This is a genomic window from Bacillus sp. SIMBA_008, assembly GCF_046535495.1.
Taxonomy (GTDB): Bacteria; Bacillota; Bacilli; order Bacillales; family Bacillaceae; genus Bacillus; species Bacillus subtilis.
This window is the reverse complement of the sequence record NZ_JAWRWL010000006.1, coordinates 175,342-196,223: the sequence shown is the minus strand read 5'-3', so window position 1 is coordinate 196,223 and position 20,882 is coordinate 175,342. Positions and strand designations below refer to the sequence as shown.

Below are 20,882 nucleotides of genomic sequence, written 5' to 3'. Positions count from 1 at the left end.
CGAGCAGCTTTCTTTATTTAAACCCACTTCACAACATCTTCAACAGCAGATCTTGTTTTCGGACGAGGGTCTCTCACTCGGTAGCCGAATGCCACCATCACAGAAATATCGAAGCTTCCGTTTTCCAGAAGGCCTTCTTCTTCAAGAATACGGTGAATGTGATCGTACTGGAAGCCTTCGATTGGGCAGGAATCAACACCGATTTGCGCAGCGGCAGTCATCATGTTGCCAAGCGCGATATAGGTTTGTTTTGATGCCCAGTCAAACAATGTTCTGTCACTTTCAAGCAAATGCAAATCGTTTTTCTGGAATTCTTCTGTTTTGCTTAAATAGCCCTCGTACACGTCTTGAGGCATTTGTTTTACTTCTTTTAAATGACGTTTGATGTAGTCCGCATTATATTTGATATCCTTCGCTGTACGCGCAAGAATCAGGACGAAATGGCTTGCGGTCGGCAGCTGCTTTTGCGCGCCCCATGTGTATTCACGAAGCTTCTCGCGGAATTCCGGATTTTGGACGACGACAAATTTCCAAGGCTCAAGGCCGAGTGAGCTCGGAGACAGTCTTCCTGTTTCTAAAATAAATTCAAAATCGCTGTCTGACACTTTTTTATTCGGGTCAAATTCCTTAGTCGCATGCCTGAAATTGTATGCATCCAGAATTTGTTTCTTTAGATCTGCCATGTAAAACACCTCTCCTTTAGGTTACTCTCATCTCTATTGTAGCCATTATGATAAAAAGTAAAAGTACGCACATTTTTGTTGGATAGTATCAATTTTGATACCAAACAAAAAAGCGCGCTGCCGCAGGCAGGCGCCTCTCTCATTTCCCCCGCCGCGCAAAATCAACAAATCGGAATTTGTCGAGACGGTGTCTGCTTTCCGTATATTGAAACAAACTGGTATCCTCCAAAAAGACGTAGTTTCTCACCACGACCAAATGGTCATAGCCGCGTAAATCGAGCAGCTCTCTGTCCTCGTCCGTACACGGCTCGGCGACAATTTCTTTTTGGGCGTAACTGATCGAAAGACCGAGCTCTCCTTCTATATACTCATATATGGAGTTTTCACAAATTTCTTTCGTCAGGTGAGGGACATGCTTTCTGAAAAAGTAATCCTTGTCCAAAATCACATGTTCCCCGTCAATCTTTCTAGACCTGATGACTTCCCAGATGTCGTCATCCAGATTGGCCCGGAGCTGTTTTTGGATCAGCTCTGACGGAGGCGCCAGCCCGAATTTGTGTACAGTTGTTTTCGTTTCTTTGCCAAGCGTTTGCGCGAGCTCCTTGAAGCTGACAAGGCCCGAAACGGGAAACTGCATTTTTTCACGGTTGAGCACGACGGAGCCTTTTCCCCTGATTTTCTGGATATAACCGTTTTGCGCGAGCATATGAAGCGCCTTTCGGACCGTTTCTCTTGATGTACCGTACTGTGCGGTCAACTCATGTTCAGACGGAAGAATCTCCTCCGCTTTCCATCGGCCGCCTTCAATTTGCTGTGCGATGTCTTTATAAATTGTGATGAATTTATTCACCTTCATTATGGACCACCCAGCTTAGTTTAACACGGTTTTGTTAAACGATAAACAATGGACTCATACGGGCGGAGCGTCATGTTCTGAAGCCCTTCCCTTGCTTCATCGTTCGTCAACAGCACCTCTGCCTTCCATTCGTCAGGCGCTAAAGAGTCCGGCAGTGTAAAGGCCGCCTCTGTCCCGTAAAAATTATTGATCACGAGCAGCTTTTCATTGCTGCCGTGTCTGAGATACGCAAAAATGTTCGGGTCATCCTTTGCGATTATCTCATACGTTCCCTCTGTCACAATGTCATACATTTTGCGAATCTGAATCAATTTTTGATAATGGTAAAACACCGAATTTTGATCCCTCAGCGCCGCTTCGGCATTGATTTCCCGATAGTTGCCGGCGACCGGTATCCATGGGGTGCCCGTTGTAAAACCGCCATTCTCCGTAGCATCCCACTGAACAGGGGTTCTGGAATTGTCACGGGATTTCGCCTGTAAAATGGCTGTGATCTCTTGATCAGCCATTCCTTTTTCCTTAAAGGCGTGATACATGTTCAGCGATTCGACATCCCGATAGGAGCTGATGTCATTAAACTTCGGATTCGTCATTCCCAGCTCCTCGCCCTGATAAATATAAGGCGTGCCCTGCATCATATGAATGGCCGTAGCAAGCATTTTCGCCGATTTCACCCTATATGCGCCATCATCTCCATATCTTGATACAACGCGCGGCTGATCATGATTGCACCAGAACAGAGCGTTCCATCCCCCTCCTGCGTGCATCCCCGTTTGCCAGTCGGATAGGATCTCCTTCAGCTTCAAAAAGTCAAACGGCGCCAAGGCCCATTTTTCGCCGTTGGGATAGTCAACCTTGAGATGATGGAAGCTGAATGTCATATCAAGTTCTTTATTGTCAGGATTCGTATACCGGATGCAGTGGTCTACGGTTGTTGAAGACATCTCACCGACCGTCATGCTGTCGTAATGCGAAAACACCTTTTCGTTCATTTCATGCAGAAATTCGTGCACCCGCGGCCCATCAGTGTAAAAAGAGCGGCCGTCGCCGCCGTCCTCCGCATTCGGAAAGCGCTGATCTTTAGAAATCAGGTTGATGACATCAAGCCTGAAGCCGTCTATTCCCTTTTCAAACCAAAAATGCATCATGTCATAGACATGCTTTCTGACCTCTTCATTTTCCCAATTCAAATCAGCCTGTGTCACGTCAAACAGATGCAAATAGTATTGGCCCGACGCTTCATCAAGTTCCCATGCCGATCCCCCGAATTTCGATTCCCAGTTCGTCGGAAGAGAACCGTTTTCCTGCGGGTCTTTCCATATATAAAAATCACGATACGGGCTGTCTATGGAAGAGATCGCCTCGCGAAACCATTTGTGCTCTGTTGACGTATGATTGACAACAAGATCCATGACGACTTTCAAGTCTCTTTTATGCGCTTCGGACACTAGCCGCTCAAAATCCTCCATCGTTCCATATTCAGGATAAATCGAGTAATAATCACGAATATCGTACCCATTATCATGCTGAGGAGAATCATAAATCGGTGTCAGCCAAAGCACATCCACTTGAAGTGTTTTTAAGTAATCCAGCTTTTCAATAATGCCGTTCAAATCGCCGACACCGTTTCCCGTCGTATCGTTAAAGCTTTTCGGATAAATTTGATAAACCACAGCTTTTTTCCACCATGGCGTTTGTTCTGTTTTCATCTGTTTCCACCACCATATTTAAATTGAAAACGGGAAAAGGGAACGTTCAACACGTCCCGCTCCCCATTTGTTATTTATGTTTGAATCTCGCATACGCGTATGTTCCGGCAAACGGCACGATCAATACAATAGCCATCCCGATTGCAAACGCGCCCCAGTACTGGCTCATGATTGAGAAAATCCCCGGCACGCCGCCGACACCGACGGAGCTTGCCAGCACACCTTGAGAAGAAATATACATTCCGGCCAGGCCAGAGCTGACCATTGCAATGATAAACGGGAATCTGTATCGCAGATTCACCCCAAAGATGGCAGGCTCTGTAATGCCAAGATAAGCAGAAATCCCTGATGTGAGGGAGAGGCCTTTTTGTTTCTCATCCTTCACGATAAACATCATGGCCAGAGCCGCCGAACCTTGTGCGATATTAGAAAGCGCCAGCATCGGCCATAAAAAGGTGCCGCCGAGCTTTGATCCGATGAGCTGCAGGTCGACTGCAAGAAACGTGTGATGCATACCGGTAATCACGAGCGCTGAGTAGAAACCGCCATATAACAGACCGCCCAGTGCGGCAAAAGAACCGAACACCGAGATAAGCCCTGAAGTCAGTACATTACCGATCGCAAATGTAATCGGGCCGATAATGATAAAAGAGGCAAATCCTGTTAAGAGAAGCGTAATTGGTGCGACAACGAGCAGCTGTATGCCCTCAGGTGTGCGTTTTGTTAAAAATACCTCAATCTTCGCCAGCATATAAGAAGCAAGCAAAATTGGGAGCACCTGGCCCTGATAGCCGACTTTCTGCACCTCTAGGCCGAATAGATTCCATACCGGGATCTCTCCGCTTTGTTCTGCCGCTCCATATCCCCACGCATTCAGCAAATCAGGATGCACGAGCATAACTCCGAGCACAATGCCGAGAAGCGGATTGCCGCCGAACCGCTTGACGGCAGACCATCCGATTAACGCAGGCAAAAACGTAAAGGCCGTGCCTGCAATCAGGTTAATCATATTAGCAAGATCCGCCCACTGCGGATAAACCTGCACAATCGATTTTGTACTGAAGAAAATGCCTTCCGCCGTTAAAATGTTATTGATCCCCATTAAAAGACCCGCCGTGACAATCGCAGGCAATATTGGAATAAAAATATCTGCAAGCGCTTTCACAGCACGCTGCAAAGGATTCATATTTTTTTCTGAGGCCTTCTTCACTTCATCCTTTGTTGACTCGCCAATCCCCGTTTCCTTAACCAGTTCAGCATATACTTTATTGACAGTTCCCTGGCCGATTACGACCTGAAACTGTCCGTTTGTCGAGAATGATCCCTTTACCACATCAATTTGATCAAGCATCTCTTGGTCAACCTTGCTTTCATCTATTAAAGCAAAACGCAAACGTGTAACACAATGAGTTGCCGCTGCAATATTTTCTGCACCGCCGACTGCTTCGACAATCTGACGTGCCGATTTGTTCAGTTCCCCCATGCCAACCCCTCCGTATCCGTTTTTATAACTTGTATATACAACTTATAATCATATTGTATTCCTGTATATACAGGCAGTCAACACTTTTTTATAGCGCTTTCATCCTAGTCTGGATTATATGAAACAGACAAGGTTACCCTAAAAGTCACAAGCACTTATTGAATATGACATTAAAAAGCAGGGTGAGCCTCTATGAATAAACGCGACAAAGCGCTTCAGCTCATCAAAGAGCTTGAAGACAATCAGGACAGACCGATCTCTCCCAATTTGAAGGAAAACCTCGATAATCTGACCCAGCTTACAGAAGGTTGCTCAAACATCGTATTTAGACAATTTGACTTTGGAAATGGGCTGTGCGGATTTATTGTTTATGAAGAAACTTTGAAAAGTTAATAACAGAATCGACCATCAAAGGATCGAGAGAGGGCTTCACTGAAAGCCTCAGGGTATAATGTTCAGCGCGGCGTCTGCCCGCTAGCCGATTTCTTTCCCCGCCATACAGCTGAGGCTCTCCGTGAAGAGGAAGTGCGCCTGCCGAAAACCGTTGGTCAGACGGTCAGCATCCTCGGCGCTCTTGTTATTGGGACAGTACTGATGCGGAAATTGTGTCTGCTCCATGGTAATGATTGTATCTTGGATCGTTCAGGCCTGATCATCACGGCCTTTTGGATTTCCGTCATTATAGTGAAGTATCGTGGTACAGCCTATCGCTCTAAAAACGACCCGAAAGCCATGTATACACCAACCGGCAGCTTTTGGTTCTTCTTACATACAAATCAGCTTCGACTTTAACAGAATCAAACCAATCATTAATGAAGTGATTTCTATTTTGCTGCCTTTACTCATTTATTTGATCATAAAAAGCAAAGCGTTGTTCAGCGCCAAAGCAAAGCACTAGGAATTTTTAGCTTCTTTTGTTTGATAAACAGGATTCTGTTTTGTTTTTCTTATATCTTTCAGGTAGTACTGTTCAGATGTAAAGAATTCGGTGTACAGCGCTTTTACCTTTCTGCTCAATAACAACAGCGCAATCACATTTGGAACGAGAATAAAAGCCAATGCTAAGTCCAAAAAGCCCCAAATGGCTTTTGCTCCGCCTGCGGCACCTATGATAATAGCCGCTAAATAAACGAATTTAATCACGTGTCCTGCCAGCCGCCCGAACAGAAATTCAGCTTGCTTTACACCGTAAAAAATGACAACCATAATGGTTGATACGACAAAGAAGACTAGGGAAACCGAAACGAAGTACCCTCCGCCAGAACCGAAATAATGCTGAAATGCAGCCGTCGTCAGTGCTGCCGGGTCAATTGAGGCGTTCTTCCCTGTCCAGACACCAGATGCAAGAACGACAAAAGCGGTGGTCGTGCAGATGATCAAGGTGTCAATGACAATGCCGATCACAGACCAAAACCCTTGCCGCACAGGATGATCAGTCATTGCTGCCGCATGTGCAATCGAGGCTGTTCCCATTCCGGCTTCATTAGAATACAGCCCGCGGGCAAATCCCCAGCGAACGGTTTCCGCCAACGCAGCACCTGCGAACCCTCCAACTGCTGAAGAAGAGGTAAACGCATTTGAAAAGACGAGAGAGAAAAACGCCGGCACTGATGATAGATTCATGAGAACAATCAGGAGACCGGCACCTGCGTATGCCCCTGCCATAAGAGGCACGACAAACTCTGTTACTTTTCCGATCCGCTTTACCCCTCCTATCACCACTAACCCAATCAAAAATGCAATTCCGATTCCTGCGTATATTTTATTGAAAGAAAACGTCTCGGCAAGCGAGACTGAAACCGAATTTCCCTGAACCATAATGCTGGGAATCAGCTCCACAATCAGCGCAACAGAGAAGAATACGCCGAGCCATTTCATGCGCAGCCCTTTTGTTATGTAATACATCGGTCCCCCGACGTATTCACCCTGCTCATTTTTTTCTCTGTAATGAACAGCAAGAACACTTTCAGAAAACTTAATCGCCATGGCAAATAAGGCAATAAGCCACATCCAAAAAACCGCTCCTGGCCCCCCAAACATAATAGCGGCGGGCACACCGACAATGTTCGCTGCACCGATCGTTGAACTGAGGGCTGAGGTCAATGCCTGAAGCGGTGTGACTGTGCCTTCTCCCTTCGGCTTTTTTCCTACACTGCCGATTGTCTGTTTGAAAATGTATAAAGGATAGCGAAATTGAAAACCTTTCAGCAAAATAGTGAAATACAAGCCCGTCCCCGTCAGCAGGATGATTAGCGGCGGACCCCACAGCCAATCAGATATATGCTCTATCCATACTAATAGTCGTTCCATCCCATCACCCTTTTTTCGTTTATGAATCATTTCCCATAGATGGAAAAACATAAACCTTTTGACATAGAACTTGGAACATAAAAAGGATGGCTTTTATCAATCGCCATCCTGCAGACAAGACAAATCAGCTGGAAGAAGGTCTGTTTCGTCCAAGCCGGTCATATACTTTATTCTTATAAAAAGCGGATGCTGGCTTTGAAAACATGCCTTTTTTGTCGACAAGCTTATCAAGCAGCAATTGCTTTTCAGATTTTTTTCTGATTAATTGCTCGCGTTCTTTTTCGTCATAGCACTTTTCAATTAAATGGTCGATGGTCATAAGCTCTTTTTTGAGCGCGCCCTCGTCCTCTGCCATTCCCGCGTTTTTCAAAATACGATAGCCCATGCGCAGCGATTCCGGCAAGTGTGCCGCGTCATCCTTCGGCAGCGGCTTCCCCATTCCCGGGAGGTTTTGAAAGTCCCCGTCTTTGATGGCGCGCTTAATTTTATCTTCAGACACAATATGGGAAAAATCCATCATTTCACCTCTTTTTATCTATACCTTATATTTTATCATACAATTCTCAATGTACCATTTTATTCCTTTATTTCTAGAAAGATACCTTGTTTTACATTTGGTAATATCAAAGCGAAACGTTGATTCGACGGCGTTTTTCGCCACTTTCTCCATCATACGATTTTCACTTTTCTAATCTGCTGATTCGTGTTATATTGGATACGTTCGTTTTTTCTATCGTTTCGCTCGAACTGGATCGGAAAAAAGGAGTGTAACAATGAAAACATTTATAAAAGAAAGAGGACTGGCCTTCTTCTTAATCGCGGTCGTCCTGTTATGGATCAAAACGTATGTCGGTTATGTCCTGAACTTCAACTTAGGAATAGACAACACGATACAAAAAATATTGCTTTTTGTGAATCCTCTTAGCTCAAGCTTGTTCTTTCTTGGCTTTGGACTCTTGTTCAAGAAAAAATTACAGCAGACAGCCATTATAGTGATTCATTTTTTAATGTCTTTTTTACTGTACGCCAACATTGTGTACTACAGATTTTTCAATGATTTTATTACAATTCCGGTCATTATGCAGGCTAAAACAAACGGCGGCCAACTCGGAGACAGCGCATTTTCGCTGATGAGACCGACTGACGCCTTTTACTTTATCGATACGATCATCCTGATCATCTTGGCGATCAAAGTAAACAAGCCTGCCGAAACGTCAAGCAAAAAATCGTTCCGAATTATTTTTGCGTCTTCAATTCTTGTGTTCTTGATCAACCTGGCAGTTGCGGAATCAGACCGTCCTGAATTGCTGACAAGATCATTCGACCGGAACTATCTTGTGAAATACTTGGGAACATACAATTTCACGATTTATGACGCTGTACAGAATATCAAGTCCAACAGCCAGCGCGCGCTTGCCGATTCCAGCGACGTGACGGAAGTAGAAAACTACATGAAAGCCAATTACGATGTGCCGAATAACGTGTATTTCGGCAAAGCGGAAGGAAAAAACGTCATTTACGTTTCACTTGAATCTTTACAGTCATTTATCATCGACTATAAAATTGACGGCAAAGAAGTGACACCGTTCTTAAATAAACTGGCACATGATAACGAAACGTTCTACTTTGATAACTTTTTCCACCAAACGGGACAAGGTAAAACATCTGATGCTGAATTTATGATGGAAAACTCTCTGTACCCGCTGGCTCAAGGTTCAGTTTTCGTAAACAAAGCGCAAAACACGCTGCAATCCGTTCCGGCGATTCTGAAGTCTAAGAATTACACATCTGCTACTTTCCACGGGAACACGCAGACGTTCTGGAACCGTAACGAAATGTACAAAGCGGAAGGCATTGATAAATTCTTTGATTCTGCCTACTATGACATGAACGAAGAAAACACGAAAAACTACGGCATGAAAGACAAACCGTTCTTCAAAGAATCAATGCCGCTGCTGGAAAGCCTGCCGCAGCCGTTCTATACGAAGTTCATTACCCTTTCCAACCACTTCCCATTCGGAATGGATGAGGGGGATACAGACTTCCCGGCTGGAGACTTTGGTGACTCTGTCGTCGATAACTATTTCCAGTCAGCCCATTACCTTGATCAGTCCATTGAACAATTCTTCAATGATCTGAAAAAAGACGGGTTATATGATAAATCGATTATTGTAATGTACGGAGACCACTACGGCATCTCTGAAAACCACAATAAAGCGATGGCGAAAGTGCTTGGCAAGGATGAAATCACTGATTACGACAACGCCCAGCTTCAACGGGTGCCGCTCTTTATCCACGCTGCCGGCGTGAAGGGCGAGAAAGTTCATAAATATGCCGGAGACGTTGATGTGGCTCCTACCATTCTGCATCTGCTCGGAGTGGATACGAAGGACTATCTGATGTCCGGTTCTGATATTTTATCGAAAGAACACCGTGAAGTGATTCCGTTCCGAAACGGAGACTTTATTTCACCGAAGTACACGAAAATATCCGGTAAGTATTACGACACGAAAACCGGAAAAGAACTCGATGAATCCGAAGTAGACAAGTCAGAAGACTCACTCGTCAAGAAGGAACTTGAAATGTCCGATAAAATCATAAACGGAGACCTGCTGCGGTTCTACGAGCCGAAAGGTTTTAAGAAGGTGAATCCTTCTGATTATGATTACACAAAACATGACGAAGATTCTTCCGAAACGTCAAAGGATAACGAAGATAAATAAGAAAAAGCGGAGAGGTTGCCCTCTCCGCTTTTTTATTTGACAGCAGCCCTCAATTCCTCAGCTGCAAATTCCACATTCGGGCCAATAATGACTTGAACCGATTGCCCGCCCGATTTGACAACCCCTTTTGCGCCTGCTTTCTTTAGCAGCGCTTCATCCACCAAAGCGGTATCCTTCACAGTCAGTCGCAGCCTTGTGGCGCAATGATCAATGGTTTGAAGGTTTTCTTTTCCGCCGAGCCCTTTCAGCATGATGTTTTCATTTACATCCTGAACAGTATTTTCATCCAGCACTTCATCCACATCATCGTCTTCCCGTCCAGGCGTTTTTAAATTCAAAGCCTTAATCAGTACATAAAACACGATAAAGTATACTGCCGCATAGCATATACCTACCAAAAGCAGAAGCAGCGGTTTTTCCGCGATTCCATAGCTGAGCACATAATCGATAGCTCCGGCTGAAAAAGAGAAGCCTGAGCGGATGCCGAGCCAGTTGACGATAAATAAAGATAACCCGGTTAAGACCGCGTGAACAGCGTATAAAAGCGGAGATAAAAACATAAATGCAAACTCAATCGGCTCCGTAATCCCTGTGATAAACGCCGTTAAAGCAAATCCAATCATCATTCCAGCCGTCGCTTTCCGTTTAGACGGCTTCGCAGTCACAACCATAGCCAGACACGCCGCCGGAAGACCGAACATCATGATTGGGAAAAATCCGGTCATATATGTGCCCGCAGTCGGATCTTTCGCGAAAAAGCGCGCCAAATCCCCTGTCACTCCGTTATATTCTCCGAATTGGAACCAGAAAATATTGTTCAGCACATGGTGAAGGCCAAGCGGAATTAACAGCCTGTTGAATAGGCCGAATATGCCTGCCCCGATGCCGCCGAGCCCGAGCATCCACTCTCCAAACGAGTTGATACACGATTGAATCGGCGGCCAGACCACTCCGAATATGCCCGCTAAAATGATCGTAATAATGGCTGTTAAAATCGGCACAAGCCGTCTGCCACTGAAGAACCCGAGATATTCAGGCAGCTTGGTATCCTTGAAGCGGTTATAGGTGTAACCGGCAATTAAACCGGCAATAATTCCCCCAAACACCGCCATGTTATTTGTTTTATCAATTGTCTTTGTTGCCGCGTCAAGCATCAGATACGATATCGCCCCTGATAAACCCGCTGCCCCATTGCTGTCTTTTGAAATGCCGATGGCAATACCGATCGCAAAAATAAGCGGCAGATGATCAAAAACCGCCGTCCCCGCCTGATAGACAAACGGGATATTAAATACATCCTCTCTGCCAAGCGCAAGGATAATTCCAACCGCAGGCAGAACCGCAATCGGGAGCATAAATGACTTCCCGAGTTTTTGTAAAAATGAAAGCATACCCATCCCCCTCATACCCTTTTTTTTCAAATATACCATATAAGATATCTAGTGATCTATACCAATTTTCCCGGGGGTATTTCTTTTTTCCCAGGTCCGTGTGTTTCCTATTTTTAAGACAGTTGTGGTAAGCTTAATCTAGATTATTTAAAAAGAAAGCGGGAATGACAGATGATTGTAACAAACGATCAAGAATTAGAAGGCCTGAAAAAAATCGGAAGAATCGTCGCGCTTGCGCGTGAAGAAATGAAGCGGAAGGCAGAGCCCGGCATGAGCACAAAAGACCTTGACCTTATCGGAAAAGCTGTGCTTGATGAGCATGGCGCCGTTTCAGCTCCTGAGAAGGAATACGATTTTCCAGGTGTGACATGCATCAGCGTAAATGATGAAGTGGCTCACGGCATACCGAGCACTTCCAAGATTTTAAAAGCAGGGGACCTTGTCAACATCGACATCTCCGCTGAATTTGGCGGGTTCTATTCCGACACAGGCATCTCATTTGTGCTCGGTGAAGGAGAAGAACGCCTTCATAAGCTTTGCCAATGCGCGGAAGACGCTTTTCAAAAGGGGCTTCAGCAGGCAAAAGCGGGCAAGCGCCAAAACCAGATCGGAAGAGCCGTTTATCATGAAGCACGCTCTCAAGGCTTTACCGTCATCAAAACCCTGACCGGCCACGGAATCGGCCGAAGCCTGCATGAAGCGCCGAACCACATCATGAACTATTATGATCCGTTTGATAATGCGCTGTTCAAAAATGGCACAGTCATCGCGCTTGAACCGTTTATTTCAACGAAAGCAGAAACGATTGTTGAAGCTGGAGACGGCTGGACGTTCAAGACGCCGGATAAAAGCATGGTTGCCCAAGTTGAACACACGATCGTCATCACAAAAGATGAACCGATTATCCTGACGAAACTGTAAAACACATTCCGGGCTTCCGGCAGGTTTAACCTCCTCCAATAGCAGGTAAAACATCATTATTCTGCACGAGGAGGTCTTGCAATGAACAGAGATCAAGAAAAAATCCAAATTGAAAACGAAATGAACGCGATGCATGGCACAATAAAAGAAGACATTTTAAAAGACTTTGATGAATTTAAAGGCTACCTGAAAAAACAAGTCAACCGAGGCAAAAAGCTGGGATTGGATGACGGCAAGCTTGTAAAAAGCGCTGCGATCTTGGGAGACTACCTCGCAAAGCATGAAGAGCCGCAAAACGGTGAAGAAATGCTGCTGCAAGAGCTTTGGAGCGTTGCAGACGAAGATGAGAAAGAACATTTGGCACAGCTTCTGGTCAAATTGGTTGATAAACAATAAAACATGAGCCGGGCGATATGCGCCCGGCTTTCTTGATATTGTCACAGCCCGGCTCTTTCAGATATGCTACACTACTATTATGTCTGTGAAAGGAGCCTTTATCTGCATGTGGTTTATTATTTTCGGCATCATTTTTTTCATTGAAGGCATCATTATAACCGTTTACGGCGTTAAGAAAAAAAACGGGATGCTCACATATATCGGCATTGTTTTCGCCATTATGACATTTGGCGTTGTCATGATCAAACTAACCGGCCATTAAATCATATTCGGCTTTTGCTCCGCATATACATACAGAAGAACATTCGTACATCTAGTTCGAAAGGCTCAGTTTTCCCCGCATCTCTTTTCAGCATCTTTTTATAGATGTTACAATGCCAATCGTTTCGAAATCAGATAGGGAAAGGAGTTTTCTGACATGCATTACGGCAGTAAAGGCTGGTATGTGGCAGAACTAAAAAAGCAGGGGATCACGCACCATGAAGGAAGAAAGCTTCAAAGCTATAAAACCTATTTTCTTGCCAACCTGCTTGAATCAAAGAAAAAACAATCTTAAATATGGCAAAGCCGCGCACGTTGATATGCGCGGCTTTTTTCTATTCAACCGGCAGCAGCCTGTCCTTTTTTTTCATAAAGGACGCTCTCCAGCTTTCCGATAGTGCAGCCTCACTTAAAATCAGTTCTATGGCGGTGAGATTTTTTGCATCATGGTAGTTGATGCGGTTGGCGAACTGGACGGATATGCCCTTCTCTCCTCTGGACAGCAATTCAAGGTTCGCGCCGGGAGACACCCTGCCCTCCTCCAGCACGCGAAAATAAAACCCTGTATAGCCGGTTTGCTGGACCTTCAGCACCATTTCTTTTACACCAAACTTTTTCGCCAGCTTTACACACGGCTGGCGCGGCTGGCTGACCTGAACAACAGCTTCATCAAGCCTGAACACATCCCCGATGCAAACATTCTCCTCAGTCAGGCCCGCGACCGTCAAATTTTCTCCAAATGCGGCATTTGACAGCGGTCTTGAGAGGAACTCTTCCCAAAACGGATAATGCTCCGCCGGGTAGACACAGACAGCCTTATCAGGTCCGCCGTGGTTGACGAGGTCCGCCTGTCCGTCTCCTTCAAAATTCTCCCGATACAGCATGACGGCTGATTCAGCCGGCCGCTTCATGATGCCGGTTTCGATTTTCTTTCCGTCATATTCAAGCGTCTGCGGTTTTCCCAGATTAAGAGAAAGAACTGAATAGCACTCTGGTTTCATACAAACACATCCCCTTTACAGGTTGTAAAATGATTGATTATCATAAAAAGAAAAGGTGGTTTTTACATGCTTCAATACCGAATCATTGTAAACGGCCGGGTTCAAGGTGTGGGCTTTCGCTATTTTGTTCAAATGGAAGCTGATAAGCGAAAACTGGCCGGCTGGGTCAAAAACCGTGATGACGGGCGTGTCGAGATTTTGGCAGAGGGTCCGGAAAACGCCCTGCAATCGTTTGTTGAGGCTGTAAAGAACGGAAGCCCTTTCTCAAAGGTTACCGACATCTCTGTGACTGAATCCCGCAGCCTTGAAGGCCATCATCGATTTTCTATTGTTTACTCATAAGGCTTATCTTGATAAAAGTAATTCGGCTTAACGATTGAGTTATCATAGGATCGGTGGAAGATATGAGTGGCAGCGGGTGAAATTGGCGGAATCAGCCACGTCCAGTCCCCCGTCAGCTTTCTGCCCGCTTCTTCCTCCTGTTCTTCAAACCGTTTAAACTGGCTTGCCGCTGTATGATGGTCAACGATGCTGACACCCTGCTTTTTATACGAGTGCAGCACTGCTTTATTCAATTCAACTAGCGCTTGATCCTTCCATAAATCCGTATTGTAATCAGCGGCGATGCCGATCACGGACGCTACTTTTTTCAGCTTGTCGTACCGCTTTTCATCTGCGAGGTTTCTCGCTCCGATCTCCGTGCCCATATACCAGCCGTTAAATGGCGCGGCATTATAATGAATGCCCCCGACCTCAAGCTTCATATCAGAAATAATAGGCACGCCGTACCACTTCAGCTCCAAATCAGAAAACGCCTCGATGTCGGGATGTGTGATTGGAACCTCGATCACAAGTGAACGCGGCAGCTCATACCAGACAGGCTGTTCGTCCCCTTTCATGCGAAAAATGAGCGGCAGCAGGTCAAAATCCGTTCGCTCTCCCCGCCAGCCGAGCTCTTCGCAGGCTGCTGTCAGGGAACAGGAAGCCGGGTCGCCGATTCTTTCTCCGTCTGACTCATATCCAGCGTACCGGATCAGCTGATGATTCCAGATCTCGACTTGCTTTTCACCCTTCTCTTCCGGAGGGAAAATCGTAATGGTCGGTCTGATTTTCCCGTTATTGGTGGCGGTTTCAATATGGTGAAAGAGGGCGTCACGCACTTCCTCCTTCGTCCGGACGTCTCGTCTGTCGATAACATTCAGCGAATTCCAGAACAATCTGCCGATGCAGCGGTTGCTGTTTCTCCAAGCCATTTTCGCTCCGTGCTCCAGCTCTTCCTTCGTATGTACATAGCTTCCGGTCAGGTCAATTTCACTTTTAATGTCCTCGAGACGGTCTTTCACTTCCTCCTCCTTTCCCAATTCCTGATAGCATGCGGCAATAAACGCTTTCGCTTCGTTCCAGAGTATTTCTTTTTCTTCCAACAAACTCTCCCCTTCACATCACTTCATGCTTTTCATTGTATCGTTTTTAAGCGGCAAGACAAATGATTTTTCTGCAACTTCCTGGAAAACAATAAAAAACACCCGCGTGGTGCGGGTGTCAAATAGACGATAACCGATTTGCCAATTCAGTTAAGTCACTTCGAAAGTTTTTGCCGGTCATCGGTATGCCGTGCCCTGTCAATAACGCTTCCGGTTCAAGACCGGCCAGCTTTAGAATGGACTCCGCGGCCGTCTCTGTGTCAGGCGTGAAATAAGCCGGCGGCCCGTGAAGCTCCTGTTTTTGTATCAAGACGTCAGCCATTTTCTCCTGTTCCACTGTAATAACAGCATCACCTGCCACAAGCACGCGGCCGTCATCGCGGAATAACGAAATATGGCCCGGCGTGTGTCCTGGTGTCGCGATCCACATCCACTCGTCAAGAAAAGGAACTGAACCGTCTTCCGGCAGTGCCTGGACATGTGAGGAAATATCGATGGAGTGCCGCGGAAACAGCGGCGACAGCTTGGCGACCAGCCCGCTCTTGCTGTCAGGACGAGCCGGAGGATAATCCTCTTTACCTGTTACATAGGGCATTTCCCGAGAATGGACATAAACAGGTACATCCCAATGTTCAAGGATCTCTTCGATTGCCCCAATATGGTCAAAGTGCCCGTGTGTGAAGATAATCGCCTTCAGCTGAAACCCTTCACCGAATCTTTGTTTGGCTTCATTGACAATCATGCCGGCTGATTGAGGCATGCCGGCATCAATTAAAACAAATGAGTGAGGTTCAGAAGGCATCTGAATAAAATAGACATTCGCAATTTGCACAGTCAGGCCGTGCACCCCTTTTGCCGCTTCGAACCCCGTTCCGCTTCTGATTGAAGTCAGCGGCATATAAGGATCACTCATAATGACACCTCCGGAATGTTGTATGCCGTTAGTGTGTGTCATTACGCCTGAATTATCATACGGAAATAGAGATCGCACCGATCAATAGAGCGATAGCCGTCATGACGATCACTGCGAGAACCGCCCATTTCAATGCGAATTTTTGATGGTCATCAATAGAAACTCCGACGAGTCCGACAAGCAAATGAGTGGATGGCACAAGCGGACTCAGCATATGAATCGGCTGGCCGATAATAGAGGCTCTGGCAATTTCCACTTTATCCACACCGTATGCGACAGCTGTTTCTGATAAAATCGGCAGCACCCCGTAGAAATACGCGTCATTCGGCATCAAGAATGTGAAAATGCCGCTTGTTAAGGCAACAATCGCCGGGATCAATCCGCCCATTTGTTCCGGTATCATGGACACGAGCGAGATCGCCATTTCATCAACCATTTTCGTGCCTGTCAAAATCCCCGTGAACACCCCCGCGGCAAAAATCATTGAACCGATAGCCAGCACGTTGCTGGAATGCGCCGCGATGCGCTGTCTCTGATGCTCGAGATTGGGATAATTCACAATCAGCGCAATACAAAACGCAATGACAAACAGTACGGTTAAACTGACTTTACCCGATACTAAACATCCTATTAAAGAAAGCGTTAACAATAAATTGAACCACCAAAGCTTCGGCCGCTTCCACTCATCTTCAACCGCAGCAGCCGGTTCATTGGCATTGGCTGGCTGTTTCAGTTCAATCACACCAAGGCGCTTTCGTTCCGCTTTTCCAAGCACATACGCAACTGCCACCATACAAAGCATCCCGCTTGCAATGACAGGAATCATCGGCCCTGTAAGCTCAGCTGGATCAACCCCCAGCGCACTCGCCGCCCTCGGCGTCGCACCTCCCCATGGAATCGTGTTCATGATTCCCATGCCGACTCCCGCGATTCCTGCCAAGATAATTGGCCGGATGCCTAGCAGCAAATAGAGCGGAAGCATGGCGCTTGTCGTAATCATGTACGTTGTCGAGCCATCTCCGTCCAAGGCGACGAGCATTGTAAGAACCGCTGTCCCGACAACAATTTTTAAAGGGTCTCCTTTGACCATGCTTAAAATTTTGCCAACCATTGGATCAAACAGGCCTGTATCAATCATAATTCCAAAATATAAGATCGCAAACATAATCATGACCGCAGTCGGCGCGACTTGCTGAATCCCGGAAATCATCATGTCCCCAACTTCAGTAAATCCAAATCCGGCGATAAGCGCAAACACAATCGGCGTCAAAACTAATGCTGTTAAAACAGAAAGCCGTTTTGTCATGATCAATGCCATAAACACAAGCATCATGAGAAAGCCTAAGATTGCTAACACATCCATTCCCCCTTAAATGAATCCGCTTACATTTTTTTCTCCCTTACTCCCCTTTTTGTCTTGCCTTTTTGCCATCGTATGGGAAAACCAACCGCAAGTAAATAATTTGGTTTTTTTGTATTTTTAATTTTTTAAAACCGTTTTGTTCTTTTTGATCAATTTTCGGCATGAAAAAAATCCCGGGATGCCGGGATCTTAATTTCCTGTCATGATGCTTTGATAAAAAGCAGATTGCTCTTCTAAAAACCGTTTCGTTTCCCTGCTGTTTAAATAAAAGCTTTCCCAGTCCTGTTCGTTTATTTTCCGCTTCCATTCAGGTGAAGAGGTGACCTTCTTTAGCGCTTGATCCCAGTAAGAAATCTCTTCCTCAGACATATTTTTCGGGCCCAAAATCCCTCTCCAATGAGAAAAAACAAACGGGATTCCCTGCTCCTTCCACGTCGGTACATTTGGAAAACCGGGAAGTCTTTTATCAGATGTTACAGCGGCTAACGTGATATCGCCGTTTCGTTCATATGGTTTCGCTTCAGAAAGTGTCATGGAGGCCGCTTCTATCTCATGTCTGATCAGCGCCTGAATGAGCTGTTCGCTGCTGTCATACTGTGAGAATTGAATGTCAAACGGGTCAATGCCGTACATATCTGCCGCTCTGACGAACGAGAGCTGATCATCATTGCCAAACCCCGGGGCAAAGCCGATTCTCACCTTGCCGGGATGCATGTTGATCTCATTCAGCACATCCTTGCCATTTGTTAACGCTGATCCTTTTGGCAATGCAACCGTCTGCCATTCCTTGGAGAGAATGGCGAGCGGCGTAAAATCGGCCATTTTTAATTTGCTTTGCCCGAGAAGATCATTGCTCAATATTAGGCTGGACGTCATGCTGATGGTTTGTTTGCTGCTTTTGTTGACATATTTCCAGCCTTTCTCTCCCCCGCCGCCGGATTTATAGACAATATGAACATCACCCTTCACGATCTGCTTCTGCCTCAAAACTGATTGGATCGCCTGCGCTGTGACATCCCAGCCGCCAGAAGGTTCGGCAGGGACGACAATTTCTATCGGCCCGTCCGGCAGGCGCGGCGCAGCCGCCTGCCTGATATCACCCTGCATAAAGATCAATAGAATAATCAATAGGATTATAGATTTTTTCATATCTAATCCGCCGCCAAATAATATTTTCTCTCCGGCCTGCCGATAATCCCGTATTCAAGCTCGGCTCTTGCTTCTTCCTTTGACACAAGGTACTCGGCATAACGGCGGGCAGTTGTTCGTGACGCCCCCATTTTTTCCCCAAGTTCCTCCGCTGTCAATCCTTCTGACGCAGTCTGAAGCGCTTCCTTAATTTTTCGCAGTGTAATCGAATTAATGCCAGTCGGCAAATTCTCTGCCGGCAAAGCTGTCTTCACACTGTTCCCAAAAATATGGTCGATCATGGATTGGCTGACCTCCGGCTGAGACATGAGCAGCTTCCTTTTTTCTTTATACTGAAGCAGCACCTGCCTGAACTTGTCAGCTGTTACGGGTTTGATCAAATAGTGGGCAATTCCCGCCCTTAGCGCTTCCTGCAAATGACGGGTTTCTGTTGCCGCTGTGATAATCATAATGTCCACTTCAGGAAATCGGCTTCGTATATCAGGAATCAATGCGGTCCCAAGCTCGTCCGGCATATAAATATCCAGCAGAAGCAAATCAGCCTTGTGTTCCTTCAAAAGCGCCAATGTCTCTTTTGCGTTAGCCGCCTTGCCGATAATCTTGAATCCATCAAGCTGTTTAATCAATCTCTCATGGATTTGCGCAACTCGAAAATCATCCTCCGCAATCGCGATGTGAATCAAATGGATTCCCCCTTTGTTTCTCCTTCGGTATAAACACAGTGAATACCGCCCCGCCAGTTTTTTGATTCGCCAGTTCGATCCAGCCGCCCAGTTCACGCACTGAGTCTTTCACATTGGCCAGACCGTAGCCTCTCCTCATCCCCTTTGAAGAATAGCCTCTCTCAAACACAGCTTCTATTTTCTCTGGCGGCACACCGGGCCCTGTGTCTGATACTTCAATGACAATGTCATGGCCCATATCCGTGATAAAAAACAAAACTTCCTTCACGCTTTGCTCCGCTACAGCTTCGAAAGCGTTATCAATTAAATTGCCAATAATCGTAATAAGATGGGACAAGCCGATATGCGCAGGAAGAGGCGCGAGTGAGCTGTTCTCATCAATCACCAGCTTGACCTTCTTTTCCGATGCCTTGCTTATTTTCCCTAACAAAATGGCCTGCACCTGCTGCGAATGGATGTTATGGAATAAAAGATCATGCTGTTCATTTTGTATCGCATATTCCTCTTTTATCAGATCAATGGCTTCATCATACTCCCCAAGTTCAAGCAGCCCTAAAATCGCATAAAGCTTATTTGAAAATTCATGAGTCTGCGCCCTGAGATCCTCAGAATATTTGCGAACCTCTGTCAATGTGTCGATCAGCTTCTTCAGCTCTGTTTTCTCCCTGAAGCTGACGACAAACCCATACGCCTGCCCGCCTTGATTCATCACTTTCGTATTGATAATAAACACTTGATCGTTGACGCTTACCTCCTGGTTCGGCAGCATTTCTCCTTTTTCAAGCACAGACATCAGCCCTGCTCCCGGCATGACGTCATCTATAGGAAGATGGATCACAGGCTCGGGCAGCTTCAGCATCTCGGCCGCCGATACGTTCATCATGGTGACGACGCCTTCACGATTGGTGGCAATAATCCCTTCTCGAATCGCGAAAAGCATTGCGTTCCTCTCACGATATAGAGCCGCGATCTCATGCGGTTCAAGCCCAAGCGTATCCTTTCTGATGCTTTTCGCCAGCACGGCGGCGCCAATAAATCCGAGCAGCAGTACAAGCACAGCAATCACACTCAAATTTCTCAAATGCTTTTTGATGCTTTGCTCTGTCTCCGTTTGCAGAAAATCAACAGACACGCTGCCGATCACTTGGCTGTATCCCTTCTGTTCTTTTATAATCGGCGCGCTCCCTCTGATCACTCTTCGTCCATCCGCTTTTGTTTCAGAAACATGCGAACCGCCAAACAAAATTTCTCTGCTGCGCTCCAGTTTCTTTAATCCGCTTTTTCCAGAGGCGCTGCGAATGTCTCCTTTTTCGTTCAAAACATAAATGGCAAACGCACCAGTCTGTTCTTTCATTTGTTCAATGACCTCTTGCGTCTGAGCCGCATGTCCGTCTTTTCTCTCAATGAGCTCTTTAACCGGCGGCATATAGGAAATGGTTCTCGCCGTTTGAACCGCCAGCTGCTCTGCCTGTCTCCGTTCTCCCTGTGTATGCTGAACGGCTAACGTAATGGTCAGCACACCAATGACAAAGACCAGCAGAGCCGCAATCAGCCCCATTATTTTTGTTTGCAGGGAAAAATGGAACCGCTTTTTCACCACAGCACCAGCCGTCCTT

General features: G+C 46.1%; 22 protein-coding genes and 3 pseudogenes. 9 read left to right on the top strand and 16 right to left on the bottom strand.

Annotation, left to right across the window (positions count from 1 at the left end; all coding sequences use genetic code 11):
• Window positions 1-17: 17 nt before the first annotated feature.
• The 4 genes from SB658_RS19025 to treP form a co-directional block, all read right to left on the bottom strand.
• A complete protein-coding gene (locus SB658_RS19025; RefSeq protein ID WP_014476144.1) occupies window positions 18-683 on the bottom strand; it encodes an NAD(P)H-dependent oxidoreductase in 666 nt (221 codons plus the stop codon).
• A 139-nt stretch (window positions 684-822) separates the two neighbouring features.
• The gene (gene treR, locus SB658_RS19020) at window positions 823-1,539 is read right to left on the bottom strand and encodes a trehalose operon repressor (RefSeq protein ID WP_144500853.1); all 717 of its coding nucleotides are present in this window, start codon (window positions 1,537-1,539) and stop codon (window positions 823-825) included.
• A gap of 20 nt (window positions 1,540-1,559) precedes the next feature.
• The gene (gene treC, locus SB658_RS19015; protein WP_134156905.1) at window positions 1,560-3,248 is read right to left on the bottom strand and encodes an alpha,alpha-phosphotrehalase; all 1,689 of its coding nucleotides are present in this window, start codon (window positions 3,246-3,248) and stop codon (window positions 1,560-1,562) included.
• Window positions 3,249-3,318: 70 nt separating this feature from the next.
• Entirely contained in the window at window positions 3,319-4,731 is a 1,413-nt protein-coding gene (gene treP, locus SB658_RS19010; protein WP_144500854.1) for a PTS system trehalose-specific EIIBC component, read from the bottom strand.
• A 192-nt stretch (window positions 4,732-4,923) separates the two neighbouring features.
• Between treP and SB658_RS19005 the strand changes: the two are divergent.
• From SB658_RS19005 to SB658_RS18995, 3 pseudogenes are all read left to right on the top strand, one after another.
• A pseudogene (locus SB658_RS19005) lies at window positions 4,924-5,109 on the top strand (spore germination protein); the annotation flags it as partial.
• Between the two features lie 126 nt (window positions 5,110-5,235).
• Window positions 5,236-5,316, top strand: a pseudogene (locus tag SB658_RS19000) (spore germination protein); the annotation flags it as partial.
• A gap of 48 nt (window positions 5,317-5,364) precedes the next feature.
• Window positions 5,365-5,629 (top strand): annotated as a pseudogene (locus tag SB658_RS18995) (endospore germination permease); the annotation flags it as partial.
• Here SB658_RS18995 and SB658_RS18990 read toward each other — a convergent pair.
• The 3 genes from SB658_RS18990 to SB658_RS18980 all read right to left on the bottom strand — a co-directional run bounded on the left by SB658_RS18990 (window position 5,626) and on the right by SB658_RS18980 (window position 7,714).
• Entirely contained in the window at window positions 5,626-7,041 is a 1,416-nt protein-coding gene (locus tag SB658_RS18990; RefSeq protein ID WP_029726873.1) for an alanine/glycine:cation symporter family protein, read from the bottom strand. The pseudogene SB658_RS18995 and the gene SB658_RS18990 overlap by 4 nt on opposite strands.
• Before the next feature lie 124 nt (window positions 7,042-7,165).
• Window positions 7,166-7,558: a DnaJ family domain-containing protein gene (locus SB658_RS18985; RefSeq protein ID WP_003233692.1), complete on the bottom strand. Its 393-nt coding sequence runs from the start codon at window positions 7,556-7,558 to the stop codon at window positions 7,166-7,168.
• An 18-nt stretch (window positions 7,559-7,576) separates the two neighbouring features.
• Window positions 7,577-7,714: a hypothetical protein gene (locus tag SB658_RS18980; RefSeq protein WP_072557053.1), complete on the bottom strand. Its 138-nt coding sequence runs from the start codon at window positions 7,712-7,714 to the stop codon at window positions 7,577-7,579.
• A 100-nt stretch (window positions 7,715-7,814) separates the two neighbouring features.
• Here SB658_RS18980 and ltaS point away from each other — a divergent pair, with 100 nt between their 5' ends.
• Window positions 7,815-9,764 (top strand): lipoteichoic acid synthase, encoded by a 1,950-nt coding sequence (gene ltaS, locus SB658_RS18975; RefSeq protein WP_003233694.1) that lies wholly within the window; start codon window positions 7,815-7,817, stop codon window positions 9,762-9,764.
• A 32-nt stretch (window positions 9,765-9,796) separates the two neighbouring features.
• Here the strand turns inward: ltaS and nagE are convergent, their stop codons facing one another.
• The gene (nagE, locus tag SB658_RS18970) at window positions 9,797-11,155 is read right to left on the bottom strand and encodes an N-acetylglucosamine-specific PTS transporter subunit IIBC (protein WP_003243372.1); all 1,359 of its coding nucleotides are present in this window, start codon (window positions 11,153-11,155) and stop codon (window positions 9,797-9,799) included.
• 171 nt (window positions 11,156-11,326) lie between these two features.
• Here nagE and map point away from each other — a divergent pair, with 171 nt between their 5' ends.
• From map to SB658_RS18950, 4 genes are all read left to right on the top strand, one after another.
• A complete protein-coding gene (gene map / locus SB658_RS18965) occupies window positions 11,327-12,076 on the top strand; it encodes a type I methionyl aminopeptidase (RefSeq protein WP_003223067.1) in 750 nt (249 codons plus the stop codon).
• 81 nt (window positions 12,077-12,157) lie between these two features.
• Window positions 12,158-12,472: a DUF3243 domain-containing protein gene (locus tag SB658_RS18960; RefSeq protein WP_003233700.1), complete on the top strand. Its 315-nt coding sequence runs from the start codon at window positions 12,158-12,160 to the stop codon at window positions 12,470-12,472.
• Between the two features lie 106 nt (window positions 12,473-12,578).
• On the top strand, window positions 12,579-12,734 hold the full coding sequence (locus tag SB658_RS18955; protein ID WP_032722995.1) for a hypothetical protein: 156 nt from the start codon (window positions 12,579-12,581) through the stop codon (window positions 12,732-12,734).
• A 156-nt stretch (window positions 12,735-12,890) separates the two neighbouring features.
• Window positions 12,891-13,028, top strand: a complete 138-nt coding sequence (locus SB658_RS18950; RefSeq protein WP_003233704.1) for a YflJ family protein — start codon at window positions 12,891-12,893, stop codon at window positions 13,026-13,028.
• A 40-nt stretch (window positions 13,029-13,068) separates the two neighbouring features.
• Here the strand turns inward: SB658_RS18950 and SB658_RS18945 are convergent, their stop codons facing one another.
• The gene (locus tag SB658_RS18945; protein WP_038427523.1) at window positions 13,069-13,734 is read right to left on the bottom strand and encodes an MOSC domain-containing protein; all 666 of its coding nucleotides are present in this window, start codon (window positions 13,732-13,734) and stop codon (window positions 13,069-13,071) included.
• Between the two features lie 66 nt (window positions 13,735-13,800).
• Between SB658_RS18945 and SB658_RS18940 the strand changes: the two genes are divergently transcribed.
• Window positions 13,801-14,076: an acylphosphatase gene (locus tag SB658_RS18940; protein ID WP_003233709.1), complete on the top strand. Its 276-nt coding sequence runs from the start codon at window positions 13,801-13,803 to the stop codon at window positions 14,074-14,076.
• Here SB658_RS18940 and nosA read toward each other — a convergent pair.
• The 7 genes from nosA to yflR form a co-directional block, all read right to left on the bottom strand.
• A complete protein-coding gene (gene nosA / locus SB658_RS18935; RefSeq protein ID WP_003233711.1) occupies window positions 14,067-15,158 on the bottom strand; it encodes a nitric oxide synthase in 1,092 nt (363 codons plus the stop codon). The two genes, SB658_RS18940 and nosA, sit on opposite strands and share 10 nt — an antisense overlap.
• 118 nt (window positions 15,159-15,276) lie before the next feature.
• Window positions 15,277-16,071, bottom strand: a complete 795-nt coding sequence (locus tag SB658_RS18930) for an MBL fold metallo-hydrolase (RefSeq protein WP_003233712.1) — start codon at window positions 16,069-16,071, stop codon at window positions 15,277-15,279.
• A 55-nt stretch (window positions 16,072-16,126) separates the two neighbouring features.
• Window positions 16,127-17,428, bottom strand: coding sequence for an Mg(2+)/citrate complex secondary transporter CitM (citM, locus tag SB658_RS18925; RefSeq protein WP_003242978.1), 1,302 nt, complete (start codon window positions 17,426-17,428; stop codon window positions 16,127-16,129).
• A 43-nt stretch (window positions 17,429-17,471) separates the two neighbouring features.
• Window positions 17,472-17,597: a hypothetical protein gene (locus tag SB658_RS18920; RefSeq protein ID WP_003233716.1), complete on the bottom strand. Its 126-nt coding sequence runs from the start codon at window positions 17,595-17,597 to the stop codon at window positions 17,472-17,474.
• Window positions 17,598-17,623: 26 nt separating this feature from the next.
• The gene (locus tag SB658_RS18915) at window positions 17,624-18,583 is read right to left on the bottom strand and encodes a tripartite tricarboxylate transporter substrate binding protein (RefSeq protein WP_029946126.1); all 960 of its coding nucleotides are present in this window, start codon (window positions 18,581-18,583) and stop codon (window positions 17,624-17,626) included.
• Between the two features lie 2 nt (window positions 18,584-18,585).
• On the bottom strand, window positions 18,586-19,266 hold the full coding sequence (gene citT / locus SB658_RS18910; RefSeq protein ID WP_038428596.1) for a two-component response regulator CitT: 681 nt from the start codon (window positions 19,264-19,266) through the stop codon (window positions 18,586-18,588).
• Window positions 19,238-20,866, bottom strand: coding sequence for a two-component sensor histidine kinase CitS (yflR, locus tag SB658_RS18905; protein ID WP_410602096.1), 1,629 nt, complete (start codon window positions 20,864-20,866; stop codon window positions 19,238-19,240). The genes citT and yflR overlap by 29 nt, the downstream gene beginning before the upstream one ends.
• Window positions 20,867-20,882: the final 16 nt, after the last annotated feature.

Bases quoted from the DNA above. Each gene is read 5' to 3' on its own strand.
- SB658_RS18920 (WP_003233716.1), bottom strand. From the start codon at position 17,597: ATGCCGAAAATTGATCAAAAAGAACAAAACGGTTTTAAAAAATTAAAA.
- treR (WP_144500853.1), bottom strand. From the start codon at position 1,539: ATGAAGGTGAATAAATTCATCACAATTTATAAAGACATCGCACAGCAA.
- ltaS (WP_003233694.1), top strand. From the start codon at position 7,815: ATGAAAACATTTATAAAAGAAAGAGGACTGGCCTTCTTCTTAATCGCG.
- SB658_RS18955 (WP_032722995.1), top strand. From the start codon at position 12,579: ATGTGGTTTATTATTTTCGGCATCATTTTTTTCATTGAAGGCATCATT.
- SB658_RS18990 (WP_029726873.1), bottom strand. From the start codon at position 7,041: ATGGAACGACTATTAGTATGGATAGAGCATATATCTGATTGGCTGTGG.
- SB658_RS18960 (WP_003233700.1), top strand. From the start codon at position 12,158: ATGAACAGAGATCAAGAAAAAATCCAAATTGAAAACGAAATGAACGCG.
- treC (WP_134156905.1), bottom strand. From the start codon at position 3,248: ATGAAAACAGAACAAACGCCATGGTGGAAAAAAGCTGTGGTTTATCAA.
- SB658_RS18950 (WP_003233704.1), top strand. From the start codon at position 12,891: ATGCATTACGGCAGTAAAGGCTGGTATGTGGCAGAACTAAAAAAGCAG.
- SB658_RS18940 (WP_003233709.1), top strand. From the start codon at position 13,801: ATGCTTCAATACCGAATCATTGTAAACGGCCGGGTTCAAGGTGTGGGC.
- SB658_RS18985 (WP_003233692.1), bottom strand. From the start codon at position 7,558: ATGGATTTTTCCCATATTGTGTCTGAAGATAAAATTAAGCGCGCCATC.
- map (WP_003223067.1), top strand. From the start codon at position 11,327: ATGATTGTAACAAACGATCAAGAATTAGAAGGCCTGAAAAAAATCGGA.
- SB658_RS18930 (WP_003233712.1), bottom strand. From the start codon at position 16,071: ATGAGTGATCCTTATATGCCGCTGACTTCAATCAGAAGCGGAACGGGG.
- SB658_RS18980 (WP_072557053.1), bottom strand. From the start codon at position 7,714: ATGATGGAGAAAGTGGCGAAAAACGCCGTCGAATCAACGTTTCGCTTT.
- SB658_RS18945 (WP_038427523.1), bottom strand. From the start codon at position 13,734: ATGAAACCAGAGTGCTATTCAGTTCTTTCTCTTAATCTGGGAAAACCG.
- SB658_RS19025 (WP_014476144.1), bottom strand. From the start codon at position 683: ATGGCAGATCTAAAGAAACAAATTCTGGATGCATACAATTTCAGGCAT.
- nagE (WP_003243372.1), bottom strand. From the start codon at position 11,155: ATGCTTTCATTTTTACAAAAACTCGGGAAGTCATTTATGCTCCCGATT.
- SB658_RS18915 (WP_029946126.1), bottom strand. From the start codon at position 18,583: ATGAAAAAATCTATAATCCTATTGATTATTCTATTGATCTTTATGCAG.
- treP (WP_144500854.1), bottom strand. From the start codon at position 4,731: ATGGGGGAACTGAACAAATCGGCACGTCAGATTGTCGAAGCAGTCGGC.